A 19,055-nucleotide genomic window follows, 5' to 3' on the forward strand; every position below is an offset into this window, starting at 1 on the left:
GGCAGCAGGTCCGGCCGCTCCCCCGCCACCAGGCGCGGACGCGCGCCGGATCCGGCATTGCGTTCCACGCGCGCGGCCAGCGCCGCGACCGTGGAGGCCTCGAACAGATCGCGCACCGCCAGCTGGGTGTCCAGGGCCGCGCCGAGGCGGGCGGTCACCTGGGTGGCGATGAGCGAGTTGCCGCCGAGCTCGAAGAAGTCGTCGTCGAGGCCGACCCGGCCGACGCCGAGGACGTCGGAGAAGGTGCCCGCCACGATCTCCTCGATCGGGGTGGACGGTGCCCGGAAGACCTTGGCCTCGAACACCGGCGCGGGCAGCGCCTTGCGATCCAGCTTGCCGGAGGCATTGAGCGGGAAGGCATCCAGCACCACGAACGCCGACGGCACCATGTAGCCGGGCAGCGCGTCGGTGAGCTCGGCGCGCACGGCGTCGAGGTCGACGGTGTGCCCGGTGGTCGGGATGACGTAGCCGACCAGCTGCTCGCCGAGCCGCTCGTCGCCGCGGACCACCACGACCGACTGGGCGATGGAATCGATTGCGGTGAGCGCGGATTCGATCTCGCCGAGCTCGATGCGCAGGCCGCGCAGCTTGACCTGGAAGTCGGTGCGGCCCAGGTACTCGATCTCGCCGCGACCGGTCCACTTGACGAGGTCGCCGGTGCGGTACATGCGCTCGCCGTCGTGGAACGGGTCGGCGACGAAGCGGTCGGCGGTCAGATCCGGGCGCGCGACATAGCCGCGCGCCAGCTGGACGCCGGACAGGTACAGCTCGCCCGCGACACCCGGGGCGACCGGGTGCAGACGCGAATCCAGCACGTACACACGGGTATTGAAGACCGGCGCGCCGATCGGCACCGACAGCGTGTCGGCGTCGGTGACCTCGTGGTAGGTGACGTCGACGGCGGCCTCGGTGGGTCCGTACAGGTTGTGCAGACGCGCACCGGTGAGCTCGCGCAGCTTCTGCGCGGTCGGCGCGGGCAGCGCCTCACCGGAGGCGAAGACCTGGTGCAGCGAGGTCAGCGCGGCGGCCTTGTCGGCGTCGGCTTCCAGACCGGCCACGAACACCGACATCATCGACGGCACGAAGTGCGCGGTGGTGACACCGGTCTCGATGATCAGGTCCGCCAGGTAGGCCGGATCGCGGTGGCCGTCCGGCTTGGCGATGACCAGCCTCGCGCCGATCTGCAAGGGCCAGAAGAACTCCCACACCGACACGTCGAAGGTGGCGGGGGTCTTCTGCAGCACCACATCGTCGTCGAACAGGCCGTACTCGGTCTGCATCCACACCAGGCGGTTGACGATGGCGGTGTGGGTGACCGCCACACCCTTCGGGCGGCCGGTGGAACCGGAGGTGAAGATCACGTACGCGGTGTTGTCGCCGCGCAGCGGGGCGACCCGGTCCGCGTCGGTGATCGGGGCGTCCGAGTATGCCGACAGGTCCAGCTCGTCGATCAGCAGTGTGCGCGTGCTGGTTTCGAAGCCATCGCGCGCGGTGCTGAGCACGCACACCGGCTTGGCGGTGTCGAGCACGTACTGGTTGCGCTCGGCCGGGTGATCCGGGTCCAGCGGCACGTACGCGCCACCGGCGAGCGTGACGGCGTACATGCCGACCAGCAGGTCGAAGGAGCGGCGCATGCCCAGGGCCACATAGGAATCCGGTCCCACGCCCTCGGCGATGAGGTGGCGGGCCAGCCGGTGGACGCGGGCAGCGAACTCGCCGTAGGACAGACTGCTCCCCTCGAACACCAGCGCGGTGAGGTCGGGGGTCTGCTTCGCCTGCTGCGCGAACATCGATGCCAGGGTGACCTCGGCGTCGACGCGCGGGGAGGCGGAGCGCTTCTTGCCGCCCAACGCGACCCGCTCGACGTCGTATTCGGTGGCGTTCCAGGTCCGCAGCACCTGCCGACGCTCGGCGGCGTCGAGCAGTTCGATATCGCCGACCACGGCGGTCGGCTCGGCGACCACGGCCGACAGTGTGCGCACCAGGCGCTCACCGAAGGCGGCGATGGTGCCCGCGTCGAACATGTCGGTGGCGTAGGCGAATTCGGCGGTCATGCCGTCGCCGTCGGCGCGCTCGGTGAGGTTGAGGTGCAGGTCGAACTTGGCGGTGACCACGTCCAGCGGCACGCCCGCCACTTCCAGGCCGGGCAGCGCGAAGCTGGCCGCGCCGGTGTTCTGGAACGACAGCATGACCTGGAACAGCGGGTGCCGCGCCTGCGAGCGGGCCGGGTTGAGGATCTCCACCAGGCGCTCGAACGGCAGGTCGGCATGGCCGAAGGCGGCCAGGTCGGTGTCCTTGGTGCGGGCCAGCAGCTCGGTGAACCGCTCAGCCGAGTCGACGGCCGTGCGCAGCACCAGGGTGTTGACGAACATGCCGATGGCGTCGTCCAGCTGCTGCTCACCACGACCGGCGACCGCGGTGCCGATGGCGATGTCGTCGCTGTTGGACAGGCGGGCCAGCAGGGCCGCGAAGGCCGCGTGCACGACCATGAACAGCGACGCGCCGTGCTCGCGGGCCAGCCCGTTGAGTCCGGCCAGCAGGTCGGCGTCGATCGAGAACTCGTGCACGCCACCGGCATTGGAGGCCACGGCCGGGCGCGGGCGATCCGACGGGAGATCGATCTGGTCGGGCAGACCCGCCAGCTCGTTGCTCCAGTAGGACACCTGCTGGGCGATCAGCGAGTCGGCGTCGTCCTCGTCACCGAGCGTCTCGCGCTGCCACAGCGCGAAGTCGGCGTACTGCACCGGCAGCGGAGCCCACTGCGGCGCTTGGCCATTGGCGCGGGCGGCGTACGCGACCATGACATCGCGGGCCAGCGGGCGCACCGACCAGCCGTCGCCGGAGATGTGGTGGACCACGAAAACCAGGACGTGCGTGGGTTGTTCAGCATCGCTGACGCGGAACAGTCCGGCGCGCACCGGGGCGGCGGCGGTCACGTCGAAGCCGGTGAGGACCAGCTCGGCAATGCGCTCGCGCAGGTCGGCCTCGGCCACCGCGATCGGGGCCAGGCCGGTGCCGCCACCGTGGATCCCGGCATTGGCGGCCGAGTCCAGGCGGACCTGGTCGGCGGGCAGGATGACCTGCACGCCACGGCCTTCCGCGTTCTCCGGGTAGACGGTGCGCAGCACCTCGTGGCGCTCGAGCACGTCGCCGACGGCCGCCAGCAGGGCGTCCACGTCGAGGTCGCCGGTGAGGCGGACCGCGAGGGGGATGTTGTTGACGGCCGAGGCGGTGTCGAAGCGGTTGAGGAACCACATGCGCTGCTGGGCCAGCGACAGCGGAATCTCATCGGGGCGTTCCTGGGCCACCAGTTCGGCACGGCCGCCGGTGCCCGCCTGCGCGTCCACGCGGGCGGCCAGGGCGGCCACCGTCGGGGCGTCGAACAGGGCGCGAACCGGGATCCGGGCATCCAGCGCCGCACCCAGTCGGGCGACGACCTGGGTGGCGATGAGCGAGTTGCCGCCGAGTTCGAAGAAGTCGTCGTCCGCGCCGACCGGGCTCTCGAGTCCGAGGACCTCGGCGAACACGCTGGCCACGATTTCCTCGGCTCGCGTTGCGGCGGCCCGGAATTCGCGGGCGGCGAATTCCGGCTCGGGCAGCGCGCGGCGGTCGAGCTTGCCATTGGCGGACAGCGGGAACGCGCCCAGGGCCACGAACGCGGCCGGGACCATGTAGGACGGCAGCTGCGCGGCGAGGTGCGCACGCAGTGCCTCGACGTCGATGGCGTCGGCGTCCAGCGCGACCGGCTCGGTCGAATTCGACGCGGCGGGAACGACATAGGCGACCAGCGCGTCGCCGGTGCGGGCGTCCGAGCGCAGCACCACGACGGCCTGGGCGACCGACTCGTGGGCGGTCAGCGCGGCCTCGATCTCGCCGAGCTCGATGCGCAGACCGCGCAGCTTGACCTGGAAGTCGGTGCGGCCGATGTACTCCAGCTCGCCGTCCGCGGTCCAGGTGACCAGGTCACCGGTGCGGTACATGCGCTTGCCCGGAATGAACGGGTTGGCCACGAAGCGGTCCGCGGACAGGTCCGGTCGCGCCACATAGCCGCGGGCCAGCTGCACGCCCGCCAGGTAGAGCTCGCCCGCCATGCCCGGGGCGACCGGGTGCAGGCGCGAATCCAGCACGTACACCTGGGTGTTGAAGACCGGGCGGCCGATCGGCACGGAGTCGATGTCGGCGTCGACGACCTCGTGGTAGGTGACGTCGACGGCCGCTTCGGTCGGGCCGTACAGGTTGTGCAGCGCGGCACCGGTGACCCGGCGCAGCTCCTGGGCGGTGGTGCCGGGCAAGGCCTCACCGGAGGCGAAGACCAGGCGCAGGCTGTCACCGGCGGAGGCCGCCGCCCCGCCAGATTCCTGGCCCGCCAGGGTGGCGACGAAGACCGCCAGCATGGACGGCACGAAGTGCGCGGTCGTCACACCCTCGCGGGCAATGATTTCCGCCAAGTACATCGGATCGCGGTGACCGTCCGGCTTGGCCACGACCAGCTTCGCGCCGATCTGCAAGGGCCAGAAGAACTCCCACACCGACACGTCGAAGGTGGCCGGAGTCTTCTGCAGGACAACATCGTCGGCGGTGAGGCCGTACGCGTCCTGCATCCACACCAGGCGGTTGACGATGGCCGCGTGCGGCACCGCCACACCCTTCGGACGGCCGGTCGAACCCGACGTGAAGATCACGTACGCGGTGTTCGAAGCATGCAGCGGCGCAACACGATCCGCGTCCGTCAGCGGGGCGTCGGAGTAGCCCGACAGCTCCACGGTGTCCACGGCGATGGTCGGCACGCTGTCGTGGGTGAACCCATCGCGCTCGGTGGTGAGCACGCACACCGGCCGAGCCGTCTCGAGCACGTAGTCGATGCGGTCGGCGGGCTGGTCGAGATCCAGCGGCACGTACGCGCCACCGGCCTCGACGATCGCGTACATGGCGATCACGAGGTCGAGCGAGCGGCGAATGCCCAAGCCCACCAGGCTCTCCGGGCCGACACCGGCCTCGATGAGCTTGCGGGCCAGCTGGTGCACGCGGCCGGAGAACTCGGCGTAGGACAGACCTGTCCCCTCGAACGCGACGGCGGTCGCGTCGGGCGTACGCGCGGCCTGCGCTTCGAACAGCGCGACCAGCGTCGCGCCCTCGTCACCGGAGGCCGTGCGGACGATCTCGCCCGCGTGGGTCTCGGCGGACAGCGTGCCCGAGGTCAGTTCGGCCAGTACCGAATCCACGTCGGCGGTGGTGCGGTTCCAGTCGCGCAGCACGCGGGTGCGCTCGCCGCCGACCAGCAGGTCGATATCGCCCACGGCCCGATCCGGCTGGGCCGCAATGGCCTTCAGCAGGATGTCGAAGCGGTCGGCGAAGCGCGCCACGGTGGAGGCGTCGAACAGGTCGGTGGCGTAGATGAGTTCGGCGCTCATGCCCGCCGGGGTGCCACCGTGGCCATTGCCGATGACATCGTTCGCGCCGAACTGCTCGGTCAGCACCAGCTGCAGGTCGAACTTGGCGGTGTCGATGGGCAGCTCGACCGCGCTCACGGTCAGGCCCGGCAGCTCCAGTTCGGTGATGCCGGTGTTCTGGAACGACAGCATGACCTGGAACAGCGGATGCCGCGCCTGCGAGCGGGCCGGGTTGAGGATCTCCACCAGGCGCTCGAACGGCAGGTCGGCGTGGCCGAAGGCCTGAATGTCGGTGCCGCGCACCGTATCCAGGAGTTCGGTGAAGCCGCGGCCGCCGTCCACCTGGGTGCGCAGCACCAGGGTGTTGACGAACATGCCGATGAGGTCGTCCAGCGCGCGTTCGCCACGTCCGGCGACCGGGGTGCCGATGGCGATGTCCTGCTCACCCGACAGGCGCGAGAGCAGCACGGCCAGCGCCGAGTGCATGACCATGAACAGCGTGGTGCCGCGGGTGCGGGCGAGTTCGGCCAGCTTGGCGTGGGTTTCGGCGTCCACCTCGAACACGTGGGTGGCGCCGCGGCCGGAGGCGACCGCGGGACGCGGGCGGTCCGACGGCAGGTCCAGCTGGTCGGGCAGGCCGCGCAGGGTGTCGCGCCAGTACGAGATCTGCTGGGAGATCACCGATTCGGCGTCGTTCTCGTCGCCGAGCACCGCGCGCTGCCAGAGCGCGTAGTCCGCGTACTGGACGTCCAGGGCCTGCCAGCCCGGTTCGCCGCCCTCGACGCGCGCGCCGTAGGCGGTCATGACATCGCGGGTGAGCGGGCCCATGGAGAAGCCGTCGGCCGAGATGTGGTGCACCACCAGCGCGAGCACGTGCTCGGTGGGGCTGACCTCGAACAGGCGAGCCCGGAACGGCACATCGACGGTGACGTCGAAGCCGGTCAGCACCAGTTCCGACAGCGCCTGCGGCAGTGTCGCTTCGGAGACCTCGACCGGGGTCAGGTCCGGAATGACCTGGCCGGTGGGGACGATCTCCTGGAACGGCTGGCCGTCGATCTCCGGGTAGCGGGTGCGCAGCGACTCGTGCCGCGCCAGCACGTCGGCGACGGCGATCTGCAGGGCCTGGCGGTCCACCAGACCCGACAGGCGCACGGCCGCCGGGATGTTGTTCACGGCCGATTCGGGATCGAACCGGTTGAGGAACCACATGCGCTGCTGGGCCAGCGACAGCGGCAGCCGCTCCGGCCGTTCCTGGGCGACCAGCGGCTGGCGAGTGCCGGTGCCGGAATGGGTTTCGGCCTTGGCGGCCAGCGCGGCGACGGTGGAGGACTCGAAGATCTCGCGCACGCCCAGGTGGGTGTCGAGCGCGGCCGACAGTCGTGCCGCCACCTGGGTGGCGATGAGCGAGTTGCCGCCGAGGGCGAAGAAGTCGTCGTCGAGGCCGACGCGCTCGAGGCCGAGGATCTCGGCGAACACACCGGCCACGATCTGCTCGACCGGGGTCACGGGCGCGCGGAACACCGCGGCCTCGAACACCGGCGCGGGCAGCGCCTTGCGATCCAGCTTGCCGGAGGCATTGAGCGGGAACTCGTCGAGCACCATCAGGATCGACGGCACCATGTAGGAGGCCAGGGTCTCGCCGAGCTCGGTGCGCACGGCCTCGACATCGACGGTACGACCCGGTGCCGCGATGACATAGCCGACCAGCTGATCACCGGCGTGCGGGTCATGGCGGACCACGACCACCGACTGCGCGATGGAATCCAGTGCGGTGAGCGCGGATTCGATCTCGCCGAGCTCGATGCGCAGACCACGCAGCTTCACCTGGAAGTCGGTGCGGCCGATGTACTCCAGTTCACCGTCGGCGGTCCAGGTGACCAGGTCACCGGTGCGGTACATGCGCTCGCCGGTGGCGAACGGGTTGGCCACGAAGCGATCCGAGGTCAGGTCCGGTCGTGCCACGTAGCCGGTGGCCAGCTGGTCACCCGCGAGGTACAGCTCACCCGCGACGCCCACCGGCACCGGCCGCAGACGCGAATCCAGCACGTAGACCTCGGTGTTGAACACCGGACGGCCGATCGGCACGGAATCGACATCAGCGTCGACGACCTGGTGGTAGGTGACGTCGACGGCCGCTTCGGTCGGGCCGTACAGGTTGTGCAGCTCGGCACCGGTCAGCTCGCGCAGCTTGTGCGATGGCTTCGGCGACAGCGCCTCACCGGAGGCGAAGACCATGCGCAGGCTTGTGCACCGCGCGGCGGCCTCCTCCGCCACGAACACCGCCAGCATGGACGGCACGAAGTGGGTGACCGTGACGCCTTCGCGCGCAATGAGATCGGCCAGGTAGGCCGGGTCGCGGTGGCCTTCCGGCTTGGCCACGACCAGCTTCGCGCCGATCTGCAAGGGCCAGAAGAACTCCCACACCGACACGTCGAAGGTGGCCGGAGTCTTCTGCAACACGACATCGTCGGCGGTCAGACCGTAGGCGGTCTGCATCCACACCAGGCGGTTGACAATGGCCGAGTGCGGCACCGCCACACCCTTGGGCCGACCGGTCGAACCCGAGGTGAAGATGACGTAGGCGTTATTCGATTCCCGCAGCGGCGCACGGCGTTCCGCGTCGGTGAGCGGACGGGCCGAGTAGCTGGCGAGGTCGAGCAGGTCGATCCGCACCTGCGCGGTGTCGATCGGGAGGTCCTCGCCCGAGGTCAGCACGGTGACCGGGTCCGCGGTCGCCAGGATGTACTCGATGCGCTCGGCCGGGTGATCCGGGTCCAGCGGCACGTACGCCGCACCGGCCACGGTGACGGCGTACATGCCGACCACCAGGTCGATGGAGCGGCGCATGCCCAGCGCCACAAACGATTCCGCGCCGACGCCGCGCTCGATGAGCCAGCGCGAGAGGCGGTGCACCCGCTCGGCGAACTCGGCGTAGGACAGAGCTGTCCCTTCGAACACGACGGCGGTCGCGTCGGGGGTCCGCTCGACCTGCGCCTCGAACATCGCGACCAGGGTCGCGGCCTCGGCCTTGCTCTCGGTGAGCACGGCCCGAACGTCGAAGGCGGTGTTGTTCCACTCGGTGACGACCTGCGCGCGCTCGGCGGCCTCGAGGAGTTCGATATCGCCCACGGCCGCAGCGGGTTCCGTGGTGATGGCGGTCAGCACACGCACCAGGCGGTCGGCGATGTGACGGACGGTGTCCTCGTCGAACAGGTCGCGCAGGTAGCCCGCGCGAATGCGCAGGCGGGTGTCGAGCTGGGCGATGAGGGTCAGCGGGTAGTGGGTGGCGTCGGCGGCGTCCAGGCCGGTGACGGCCATGCCGTCGATATCGGCGGCCTGGGACCGGATGCCTTCCGCGTCCACGGGATACGACTCGAACACCACCAGGGTGTCGAAGAGTCCGCCGATGCCCGCCGCCGACTGGATGTCGGCCAAGCCCACATAGTGGTGGTCGAGCAGGTCGGCCTGCTCGCCCTGGGTGCGGGTAAGCAGCGCGCGCGCCGACTCGGCCGGGTCGAAGGCGACCCGCACCGGGACGGTGTTGATGAACAGGCCCACCATGGATTCCACGCCCGACAGCTGCGCCGGGCGGCCGGAGACCGTGGTGCCGAACAGGACATCCTCGCGGCCGGTGAGGCGGCCGAGCAGGATGCCCCACGCCACCTGGAGCACGGTGTTCGGGGTAACGCCGATCTCGGCGGCCAACGCGGTCAGGCGCGCGGTGGCCGCCTCGTCCAGGTCGAAGAAGTACTCCCCGGACAGGGCGGTGATCTCGCGGCCCGCGTCGGGACGGGTCAGCAGCGTCGGCTCGGACACGCCCAGCAGCGACTTCTGCCACGCCGCGAGCGAGGCCGAACGATCCTGCGCCGCAACCCATTCCAGGAAGTAGCGGTAGGACCGCACCGGCGGCAGCAGCGAGACGTCGGAGTGCGTGGCGTAGAGCACCAGCAGGTCCTGCATGAGCAGCGGCATGGACCAGCCGTCGAGCAGGATGTGGTGGTTGGCCACGGCCAGGCGGTAGCTCTCGGCCCCGGTACGCACCAGCGTGAACCGCATGAGCGGCGGCTCGGTGAGGTCGAAGCGCTGGACGCGATCGGCGGCGATGATCTCCGCCGCGCGCTCGGCACGGGCGTTCTCGTCGGCGATATCGGTGAGGTCGTGGTTGGTCCACGCCACCTTCACCCCGTCGAGGACGATCTGCACCGGCACGCCGGAGGCGTCGTTCACGTAGGCGGTGCGCAGGATTTCGTGGCGGTCCATGAGCGCCTGCGCGGCCGCGCGCAGCCGGTCGGCGTCCACCCGGCCCTCGAGGGTGAGCACCGCCTGCGCGGTGTACACGTCCACGGAGGTGGCGGCCAGCTGGGCGTGGAAGAGCAGACCGGCCTGCAGCGCCGACAGCGGCCACACCTGGTCGAGCTCGCCGTACTGCTTCTCCCAGCCGTCGATATCGCGCTGGGTGATGCGCACGAGCCCGAAGTCGGACGGGGTGTGCCCGCCCGCCTGCGCGGAATCCGCGTGCTTGGCAACGGCTTCCAGCGCCGCGGTCCACAGGCCCGCGAACTCGGCGATCTCCTCGGCCCCGAGCAGCGTGCTCGGGTAGCCGATATTCGCGGTCAGCTTGTCGCCGACCACGATGGCGTTGATATCGATCGGCGCCATGGCGGGCATGTCCGCGTCGTACTCGCCCGCCAGGTTCGCCAGCTCGGGGGCCGGGATCCAGCCGAAGCCGCGCAGCGCCTCGGGCACATCGCCCTCGTTGACGCGGCCCAGGTAGTTGAAGCTGACCTGGCCCGGCAGCTGCTTGGGCAGCTGGGCGGCGGTCTCGGAGTTCATGTACCGCAGCAGGCCGTAGCCGATGCCCTTATCCGGCACCGAAAGCAGCTGCTCCTTGATCGCCTTGATGGCCCGGCCCATGGCGGGTCCGCCGGTGAGGGCGGCGTCCACGTCGATGCCGGACAGGTCGAAACGCACCGGGAAGATGGCGGTGAACCAGCCGACCGTGCGGGACAGGTCGGCACCGGGCACGACCTCTTCCTCGCGGCCGTGGCCCTCCAGGCGGACGAGGGCAGACTTCTCCCCCAGACCCTTGGCGGCGCGGAACTTGGCCACCGCCAAGGCGAGTGCGGTCAGCAGCCCGTCGTTGACACCGCCGTGGAACAGGGCGGGCACGGTGGTCAGCAGGGTCTTGGTGGCCTCGGCCGACAGCTCCACCTTGTGCTTGACGACGGTGGCGGTGACGTCCACGGCCGGATCCATGGCGCGCTCGGTGAGCAGCGGATCCGGTCCCTCGACGACGCCGCGCCAGAAGTCGAGCTCGGCCATCCGCTCCTCGGTGGCCGCCTCGCGCTCGAGGGCGTGCGCCCAGGTGCGCATGGAGGTGGCGGGCGCGACCAGTTCGGGGGTCTGTCCGGCGGAGATCTGGCCCCACGCGGTCACGAAGTCCGGCACCAGGATTCGCCAGGTGACACCGTCGACCACCAGGTGGTGGGCGGCGACGACCAGACGTCCCGCGCGCGAGTTGTTCGAGGGCTCGAGCCACACGAACCGAATGACCTGTCCCGTGGCCGGATCCAGCTTGTCGAGGGTGGCATCCAGTGCGGCCGTGGCGATCTCGAACAGCTGCTCGTCGGTGGCGGCGGCATCGAATTCGGTGCGATCGATGAGCGAATCCGCGTCGATGGTTCCGACCGCGCCGGTTTCGACGATCCAGTCCGCGTCCGGCACCCGGCGCAGGCGCGCCCGCAGCATGTCGTGGCGGTCGATGACCGCGCCGACGGTGGCGGCGATGCCCGCGCGATCGATGCCGATCGGGAGCTCGAGGGCCATGGTCTGGTTGAAGCGGCCGAACTCGCCGGGCCGTCCCGCCATGAACCGCACCACCGGGGTCAGCGGCATGACACCCACGCCGCCGCCGGGCAGCTCGGTCAGCTGCGGAGCCGAATCACCCTCAGCGCCAGCGGTTTCCGCGATGGCGGCCAGGCCGGAGACGGTGCGCTGCTCGAACACGTCGCGCGGGGAGAACACCACGCCGCGCGCCTTGACCCGCGACACCAGCTGGATGGAGACGATGGAGTCACCGCCCAGGGCGAAGAACGAGTCGTCGATGCCGACCCGCTCCAGACCCAGCACCTCGGCGAACACCTCGGCAATGGTCTGCTCGAGGGCATTGCGCGCGGCGCGGAAGACGACCTCGGTGGCGAAGACCGGTTCGGGCAGGGCCCGGCGGTCCAGCTTGCCGACCGGGGTCAGCGGGACCCGGTCGATGACCATGATCGAGGACGGCACCATGTAGGCGGGCAGGCGGCCCTCGACGTGGGCGGTCAGGGCCGCCACGTCGATCGAATGGCCCGGCGCGGCAACGACATACGACACCAGCGCGGTCGCGCCCGCGGCGTTCTTGTGGCCGACGGTGACCGCGAAGTCGACGGTCTCGTGCGAGGCCAGCGCGGCGTCGATCTCGCCCAGTTCGATGCGGAAGCCGCGCACCTTGACCTGGAAGTCGGAGCGGCCGACGTATTCGACCAGGCCGTCCGGGGTCCAGCGCACCACGTCACCGGTGCGGTACATGCGCTCGCCCGGCACGGACGGGTTGGCCACGAAACGCTCGGCGGTCAGGCCCGGCCGCGCGTGGTAGCCGCGCGCTAGCTGAATGCCCGACAGATACAGCTCACCCGCGACACCCACCGGAACGGGCCGCAGGCGGTTGTCGAGAATCAGCGACTGCATGCCCCGGATGGGGCCACCGATGGTGACCAGGTCGCCCGGCACCAGCGCATCGCTGATGTTCGTCATGATGGTGGTCTCGGTCGGACCGTAACCATTGTGGAAGGCACGAATCGTGCCGTCCGCCAACGGAACCGCCCACTTCTCGACCAGATCGGCCGGAACCGCCTCACCACCGGCGACGAGGACGCGCAGCGAGTCCAGGCCCGCCGGTCCGAAGGTGGACAGCGCAGCCGGGGTGATGAACGCGTGGGTGGCCCGCTCGCGGCGGATCAGCTCGGAGAGCTCCTCGCCGCCGTAGGTGCCCGGCGGGACGACCACCAGGGTGCCGCCCTTGCCGATGGCGAGCAGGAATTCCAGCATGGACGCGTCGAAGGACGGCGACGCGAAATGCAGTGCGCGCGAGGAGGAGTCGAGCGCGTAGCGCTCGGCCTGCTCGACGGTGAAGTTGGCCAGACCGGCGTGGGTGACCACGACGCCCTTGGGGACGCCGGTGGAGCCGGAGGTGTAGATGACGTAGGCCGGGTGCTCCGGGCGCAGCGGGCGTACCCGCTCGTCGGCGGCGATCGCGGTGTCCGCGAAGGCATTCAGATCCAGCTCGTCGAGCACCAGCCATTCGACCGAGTCCGGCATGTCGGCGCGCACCGACGCCACGGTGAGGCCGACCGGCGAACCGGAGTCGGTGACCATGTGGGCGATGCGGTCGGCCGGGTAGTTCGGGTCCACCGGCACGAAGGCCGCACCGGTCTTGGACACCGCCCATTCGGCGAAGTAGGAGTCGTCCGAGCGCGGGACCGCGACGGCGACCAGATCCTCGGTGCCGATGCCGCGCTCGATGAGCAAGCGCGCCAAGCGGTTCGAGCGGGCATCCAGCTCGCCGTAGGACAGACTGCGCCCCTGGAACACCACGGCCGGTGCGTCGGGGTTGATGGCGACGGCGTCGGCAATGAGCTCCGGCAGGGTGCGCGCCGGGACGGCGGGCAGGCCGAAACGGGCCACCAGATCGGCGCGTTCGTCCTGGTCGAGGATGTCGATCGCGCCGACACCGATCTCCGGGTTGGCGGCGACCGCGTCCAGGACCCGCAGCCAGCGCTGCGCGAACCCGGCCGCGGTGGCCTCGTCGAACAGATCGGTGGCGTAGGTGAGCGCCAGCATCATGCCGGAGTCGTGCTCCGACAGCGTGAACTGCAGATCGAAGCGCGAAATGTTCTCGTCGAGGTCCAGGGTCGAGACATTCAGCCCCGGCAGTTCGATGCCGGTCCGGTCCAGGTTCTGGAAGGCGAGCATGACCTGGAACAGCGGGTTGCGGGCCTGCGAGCGCTCGGGTGCGAGCAGTTCCACCAGCCGCTCGAACGGCACATCGGCATTGCCGAAGGCGTCGAGGTCGGTGTGGCGCACGCGATCCAGCAGATCGGTGAACGACTCCGACGGGTCGATGCCGGTGCGCAGCACCAGCGTGTTCACGAACATGCCGACCAGATCGTCCAGCGCGGCCTCACCGCGACCGGCGACCGGGGTACCGACGGCAATGTCGTCACCGCCCGACAGGCGCGACAGCAGCACCGCGAGGGCGCTGTGCATGACCATGAACAGCGACGAACCACGCTGGCGGGCAACGTCTTCCAGTTTCCCGATGAGCTCGGGCGACAGCGCCCGGGTCAGCGTCGCGCCGCGATGCGAGGCGATGGCCGGACGCGGGCGGTCGGTCGGGAGCGCCAGCTCGTCGGGCACACCGCCGAGCACACGCTGCCAGTAGGCGACCTGGCGGGCCATGATCGAGGACGAATCCTCTTCCGAGCCCAGCACTTCGCGCTGCCACACGGCGAAATCGGCGTACTGCACGGCGAGCGGGGCCCAGCCGGGCACCGCGCCCTGGGTGCGGGCGGTGTAGGCGATCATGACGTCGCGGGCCAGCGGCGACATGGAGAAGCCGTCGCCCGCGATGTGGTGGACCACCACCACGAGCACATGCTCGGTGGATTCTTCGCCGCCGATGCGGAACAGGCGGGCGCGCAGCGGAACCTGTTCGGCCACATTGAAGCCCAGGGTCGCGAACGCGGTCACGGTCGCGGTCAGATCTTCGGCCGACACGTTGACCGGGCGCAGGTCGAGGGCGATCTCCTCGGCCGGGACGACCACCTGCATCGGGGTCCCGCCGTGCTCCGGGTAACGGGTGCGCAGCGACTCGTGGCGGCGAACCACGTCCGCGACCGCGAGTTCCAGTGCGGCGGTGTCGAGTTCACCGGTCAGGCGAATCGCCAGCGGCAGGTTGTAGGCCGCCGACGAGGTGTCGTACTGGTTGAGGAACCACATGCGCTGCTGCGCGAACGACAGCGGCACCAGCTCACCCGGGGTGCGGGTGCGCGCGACCAGCTTGGCGCGGGACGCGCCGTCGGCGTGCGATTCGATACGCGCGGCGAGGGATTCGACGGTGGTGGCCTCGAACAGGGTGCGCACCGCGACCGTGGTGTCCAGGGCCGCGCCGATGCGCGACACGACACGGGTGGCGATGAGCGAGTTGCCGCCCAGATCGAAGAAGTCGTCGTCCAGGCCGACCCGGTCCAGGCCGAGGACCTCGGCGAAGACGGCGGCGACCGTCTCCTGGACCGGGGTCTCCGGCGCGCGGAAGGCCCGCGCCTGCACGGCCGGGGCCGGGAGGGCGCGACGGTCCAGCTTGCCGTTGACGGTCAACGGGATTCGGTCCAGCACCACGATGGCGGACGGGACCATGTAGGACGGCAGCAGCTCGGCCGCGCCGTCGCGGATCGCGTCCACGGCGGGCGCGCCGCCGTCGGTCGGCACCACGTAGGCGACGATGCGCTGATCGCCCGGCTGGTCCTCGCGCACGATGACCGCCGCCTGGGCGACACCGGACTGCGCGAGTACGGCGGATTCGATCTCGCCGAGCTCGATGCGGAAGCCGCGCACCTTGACCTGATCGTCGGCGCGGCCCAGGTATTCGAGCTCACCGAAGCGGTTCCAGCGGGCCACGTCGCCCGAGCGGTACAGACGCTCGCCCGGCTTGCCGAACGGACTGGCCACGAAGCGGACCGCCGACAGGTCGGGGCGGCCGAGGTAGCCGCGCGCCAATTGCGGACCGGCCACATACATTTCACCCGCGACACCCACCGGCACCGGATGCAGGCGGTCGTCGAGGACGTACACGCGCAGACCGGCGATGGCCCGCCCGACCACCGAACCGGTCGCGGCCGCGATGGTGTCGGCATCGAGAACCCGCACCGACACGTGCACGGTGGTCTCGGTGATGCCGTACATGTTCACCAGGTACGGGGCCGAATCGCCGTGGCGGGCAACCCAATCCGAGAGACGGCGCAGCTCGAGCGCCTCACCACCGAAGATCACATAACGCAGCGCGAGCCCCTGCTGATCCCCCGCGGCTGAATCGATTTCTCGGCTCGCCGAGGTGGCGATGCGGTCGGCCTCGGCCAGCTGGTAGAACGCCGACGGGGTCTGGTTGAGCACCGTGACCCGTTCGCGGCGCAGCAGTTCCAGGAACTGCTCCGGCGAGCGGGACACATAGTAGTCGACCACGACGAGCTTGCCGCCGTAGAGCAGCGGGCCCCACAGCTCCCACACCGAGAAGTCGAAGGCGTAGGAGTGGAACAGCGTCCACACGTCGTCGGGTCCGAAACCGAACTCACGATCGGTGTTCGCCATGAGGCGCACCACATTCCGGTGCGCCACGGCCACGCCCTTGGGGCGGCCGGTGGAACCGGAGGTGTAGATGACGTAGGCGACGTGATCCGGGCGCAGCGCCGCGCGGCGGTCGGCATCGGTGACGGGCGCGTCGGCCGCGTCCTCGATATCCCCGGCCTCGAGCGAGAAGCCGTCCAGCAGAATCTTGTTCAGCTCGGCGGGCAACTCGACCTGCACGGTCGAGTCGGTGATGACGCTGGTGGGCTTGGCGTCCGACAGCACATAGGCGATGCGGTCGGCCGGGTAGCTCGGGTCCAGCGGCACGTAGCCCGCACCGGTCTTGATGACCGCCAGCAGCGCCACGACCAGGTCGGCCGAGCGCGGCAGCAGCACCGCGACCAACGATTCCGGACCCGCGCCCTCGCTGATCAGCCTGCGCGCCAGCACATTCGCGCGCCGGTCCAGCTCGGAGTAGGTGAGCTCCTCGTCGCCGAAGCGGACGGCGACCCGCTCCGGGTTGGCGGCCACGGCCAGGTCGAACAGGCTCGACAGGGTGGCGTCGGTGTCGGTGAACGGACTGGCCAGCGCAGCAAGGGGGTTGGCCAGCCGTTCGGCGGCCCCGCCCAGGGCGGCCAGGGCGGCGGCCTCGGGCGCGATACCCGAGATGCCCTCGGCCACGGCGAGTTCGGCCTGCAGTGCCGCGTCATTGGCGATGCGGGCCAGCTCGACGATGTCGTCGCCCGCGGAGACCCAGTGCTCGGCCACATTGTGGCGCTCACCCTCGCCCAGCAGATCGATATCCCCGAGCAGAACGCCCGGATCCTCGGCCACCGCGCGCAGGATGCGCACCAGGCGCTCGGCGAAGGAGATGACGGTCTCGGCGTCGAACAGGTCGCTGGCGTAGTTCCAGGACAGCCCCAGCGAGCCGTCGGCACGTTCGCTCACGGTCAGCTGCACGTCGAACTTGGCGGTGCCCGGATCGAATTCGACCACCTCGAGCCCCAGGTCCGGCAGCTCGACGGTCTGCGCGTCCTTGGCCCCGGCGGCCTCGAAGGTCAGCGCCACCTGGAACAGCGGGTGGTGCGCCTGCGAGCGGACCGGGCTGAGCACGTCCACGAGCCGCTCGAACGGCACGTCGGCGTGGGCGAAGGCGGCCAGGTCGGTGCGACGCACCTGGGCCAGCAGGTCGCGGAAGGCCGCGTCCGGGCGCACCTCGCTGCGCAGCACCAGGGTATTGACGAACATGCCGACCAGGTCGTCCAGCGCCCGCTCGCCGCGGCCCGCGATGGGGGTGCCGATGGCGATATCGGTGGACCGCGACAGGCGCGCGGCCCAGGTGGCCAGGGCGGCGTGCACCAGCATGAACAGGGTGACGTCATGCTCGCGCGCCACGCCGGTGAGGGCGCGGTGCAGGTCGGCGTCGATCGAGAAGTCGTAGGTGCCACCGGCATTGGTCGCGATCTCGGGACGCGGCCGGTCGGCGGGCAGCTCGATCTGCTCGGGCAGGTCGGCCAGCTGGGCGGTCCAGTAGGCGATCTGCTGGGCGGCCAGGGACTCGGAATCGGTTTCCGCGCCGAGGATCTCGCGCTGCCACAGGGTGTAGTCGGCGTACTGGACCGGCAGCGGCGACCAAGCCGGAGCCTCGCCCGTGGCGCGGGACAGGTATGCGGCCACCACATCCCGCAGCAGCGGGCGCAGGGACGCACCGTCGGCGCTGATGTGGTGCAGGACCAGCACGACCACGTGCTCGGTCTCGCTGACGCTGAGCACCGTGGCGCGGAAGGGCAGTTCGCGGGTCACGTCGAAGTGGACACTCGCGAGCTGCACGACGCGCGCGGTCAGCTCGGCCGCGGTGACGGACTCGGTCCGCACCTCGTACTCGACCTCGGACAGCGGCAGGACGCGCTGGTAGCCGTCGCCCGCGATCTCGGGGTAGATGGTGCGCAGCGACTCGTGGCGGGCCACCACATCGCCGATGGCGGCGGTGAAGGCGTCCAGATCCACGGCGCCGGTGAGCTTCAGCGCCACCGGGATGTTGTTGACCGCGGTGCGGTTGTCGAAGCGGTTGAGGAACCACATGCGCTGCTGCGCGAGCGAGAGCGGCACCAGTTCCGGACGCTCCTGGGCCACCAGCGCCGCGCGGGCACCGGTCCCGACGCGCGATTCCAGCTGCGCGGCAAGGGAAGCCACCGTGGTGGCCTCGAACAGCGTGCGCAACGGGATGTCGGCGTCCAGGGCGGCGGACAGGCGCGCGATCACCTGGGTGGCGACCAGCGAGTTGCCGCCGAGCTCGAAGAAGTCGTCGTCCAGGCCGACCCGATCCAGGCCGAGCACATCGGCGATGGTGCCCGCGACAGTCTGCTGCACTGGCGTGGCCGGGGCGCGGAACGCCTTGGCGGCGAAGGTCGGGGCGGGCAGCTGCTTGCGGTCCAGCTTGCCGGAGGCATTGAGCGGGAACGCGTCCAGCACCATGAAGGCGGCCGGAACCATGTAGGCCGGAAGCTGTTCGACCAGCGCGTCCTTCACGGCGTCGACGTCGAGGTGATCGTCGGCGGCGATGAGGTAGGCGACCAGCTGATCGCCGGTGCGCTCGTCGTGGCGGACCACGACCACGGACTGCGCCACCGACGGCTGCGCGATCAGCGCCGACTCGATCTCGCCCAGCTCGATGCGCAGACCGCGCAGCTTGACCTGGAAGTCGGTGCGGCCCAGGTACTCCAGCTCGCCATTGCCGGTCCAGACGACGAGGTCGCCGGTGCGGTACATGCGCACACCGTCGCCGAAGGGGTTGGCCACGAAGCGATCCGCGGTCAGGTCGGGGCGGGCCACGTACCCGGTGGCGAGCTGGTCGCCCGCCAGGTACAGCTCACCCGCGACACCCACCGGGACCGGCTTCAGGCGCGAATCCAGCACGTAGACCTGGGTATTGAAGACCGGTGCGCCGATCGGCACCGAGGTGAGGTCGGCGTCGGTGACCTCGTGGTAGGTCACGTCGACGGCGGCCTCGGTGGGGCCGTACAGGTTGTGCAGGCGGGCACCGGTCAGCTCGCGCAGCTTCTGCGCGGTCGGCGCGGGCAGGCCCTCACCGGAGGCGAAGACATTGGTGAGGCTCACGCATTCGGCTGCGGCCGGTTCGGCCACGAAGACCGCCAGCATGGACGGCACGAAGTGGGTGACCGTCACGCCCTCGCGGACGATGATCTCGGCCAGGTAGGCCGGATCGCGGTGGCCGTCCGGCTTGGCGACCACCAGGCGCGCGCCGACCTGCAAGGGCCAGAAGAACTC

The 19,055-nt window shown here is 70.3% G+C and carries 1 protein-coding gene (cut by both window edges); it reads right to left on the reverse strand.

The whole window is internal to a non-ribosomal peptide synthase/polyketide synthase gene (locus VMT40_RS21220; protein WP_326360178.1) on the reverse strand: the coding sequence, 44,103 nt in all, runs 13,324 nt past the left edge and 11,724 nt past the right edge, and what appears here is coding positions 11,725-30,779 (codon 3,909, complete, through codon 10,260, partial); reading right to left, the first codon wholly in view occupies positions 19,053 to 19,055. Both codon boundaries (start and stop) fall beyond the window edges.

The organism is Nocardia sp. CDC160, assembly GCF_035818795.1.
In the GTDB taxonomy this organism is placed as follows: Bacteria; Actinomycetota; Actinomycetes; order Mycobacteriales; family Mycobacteriaceae; genus Nocardia.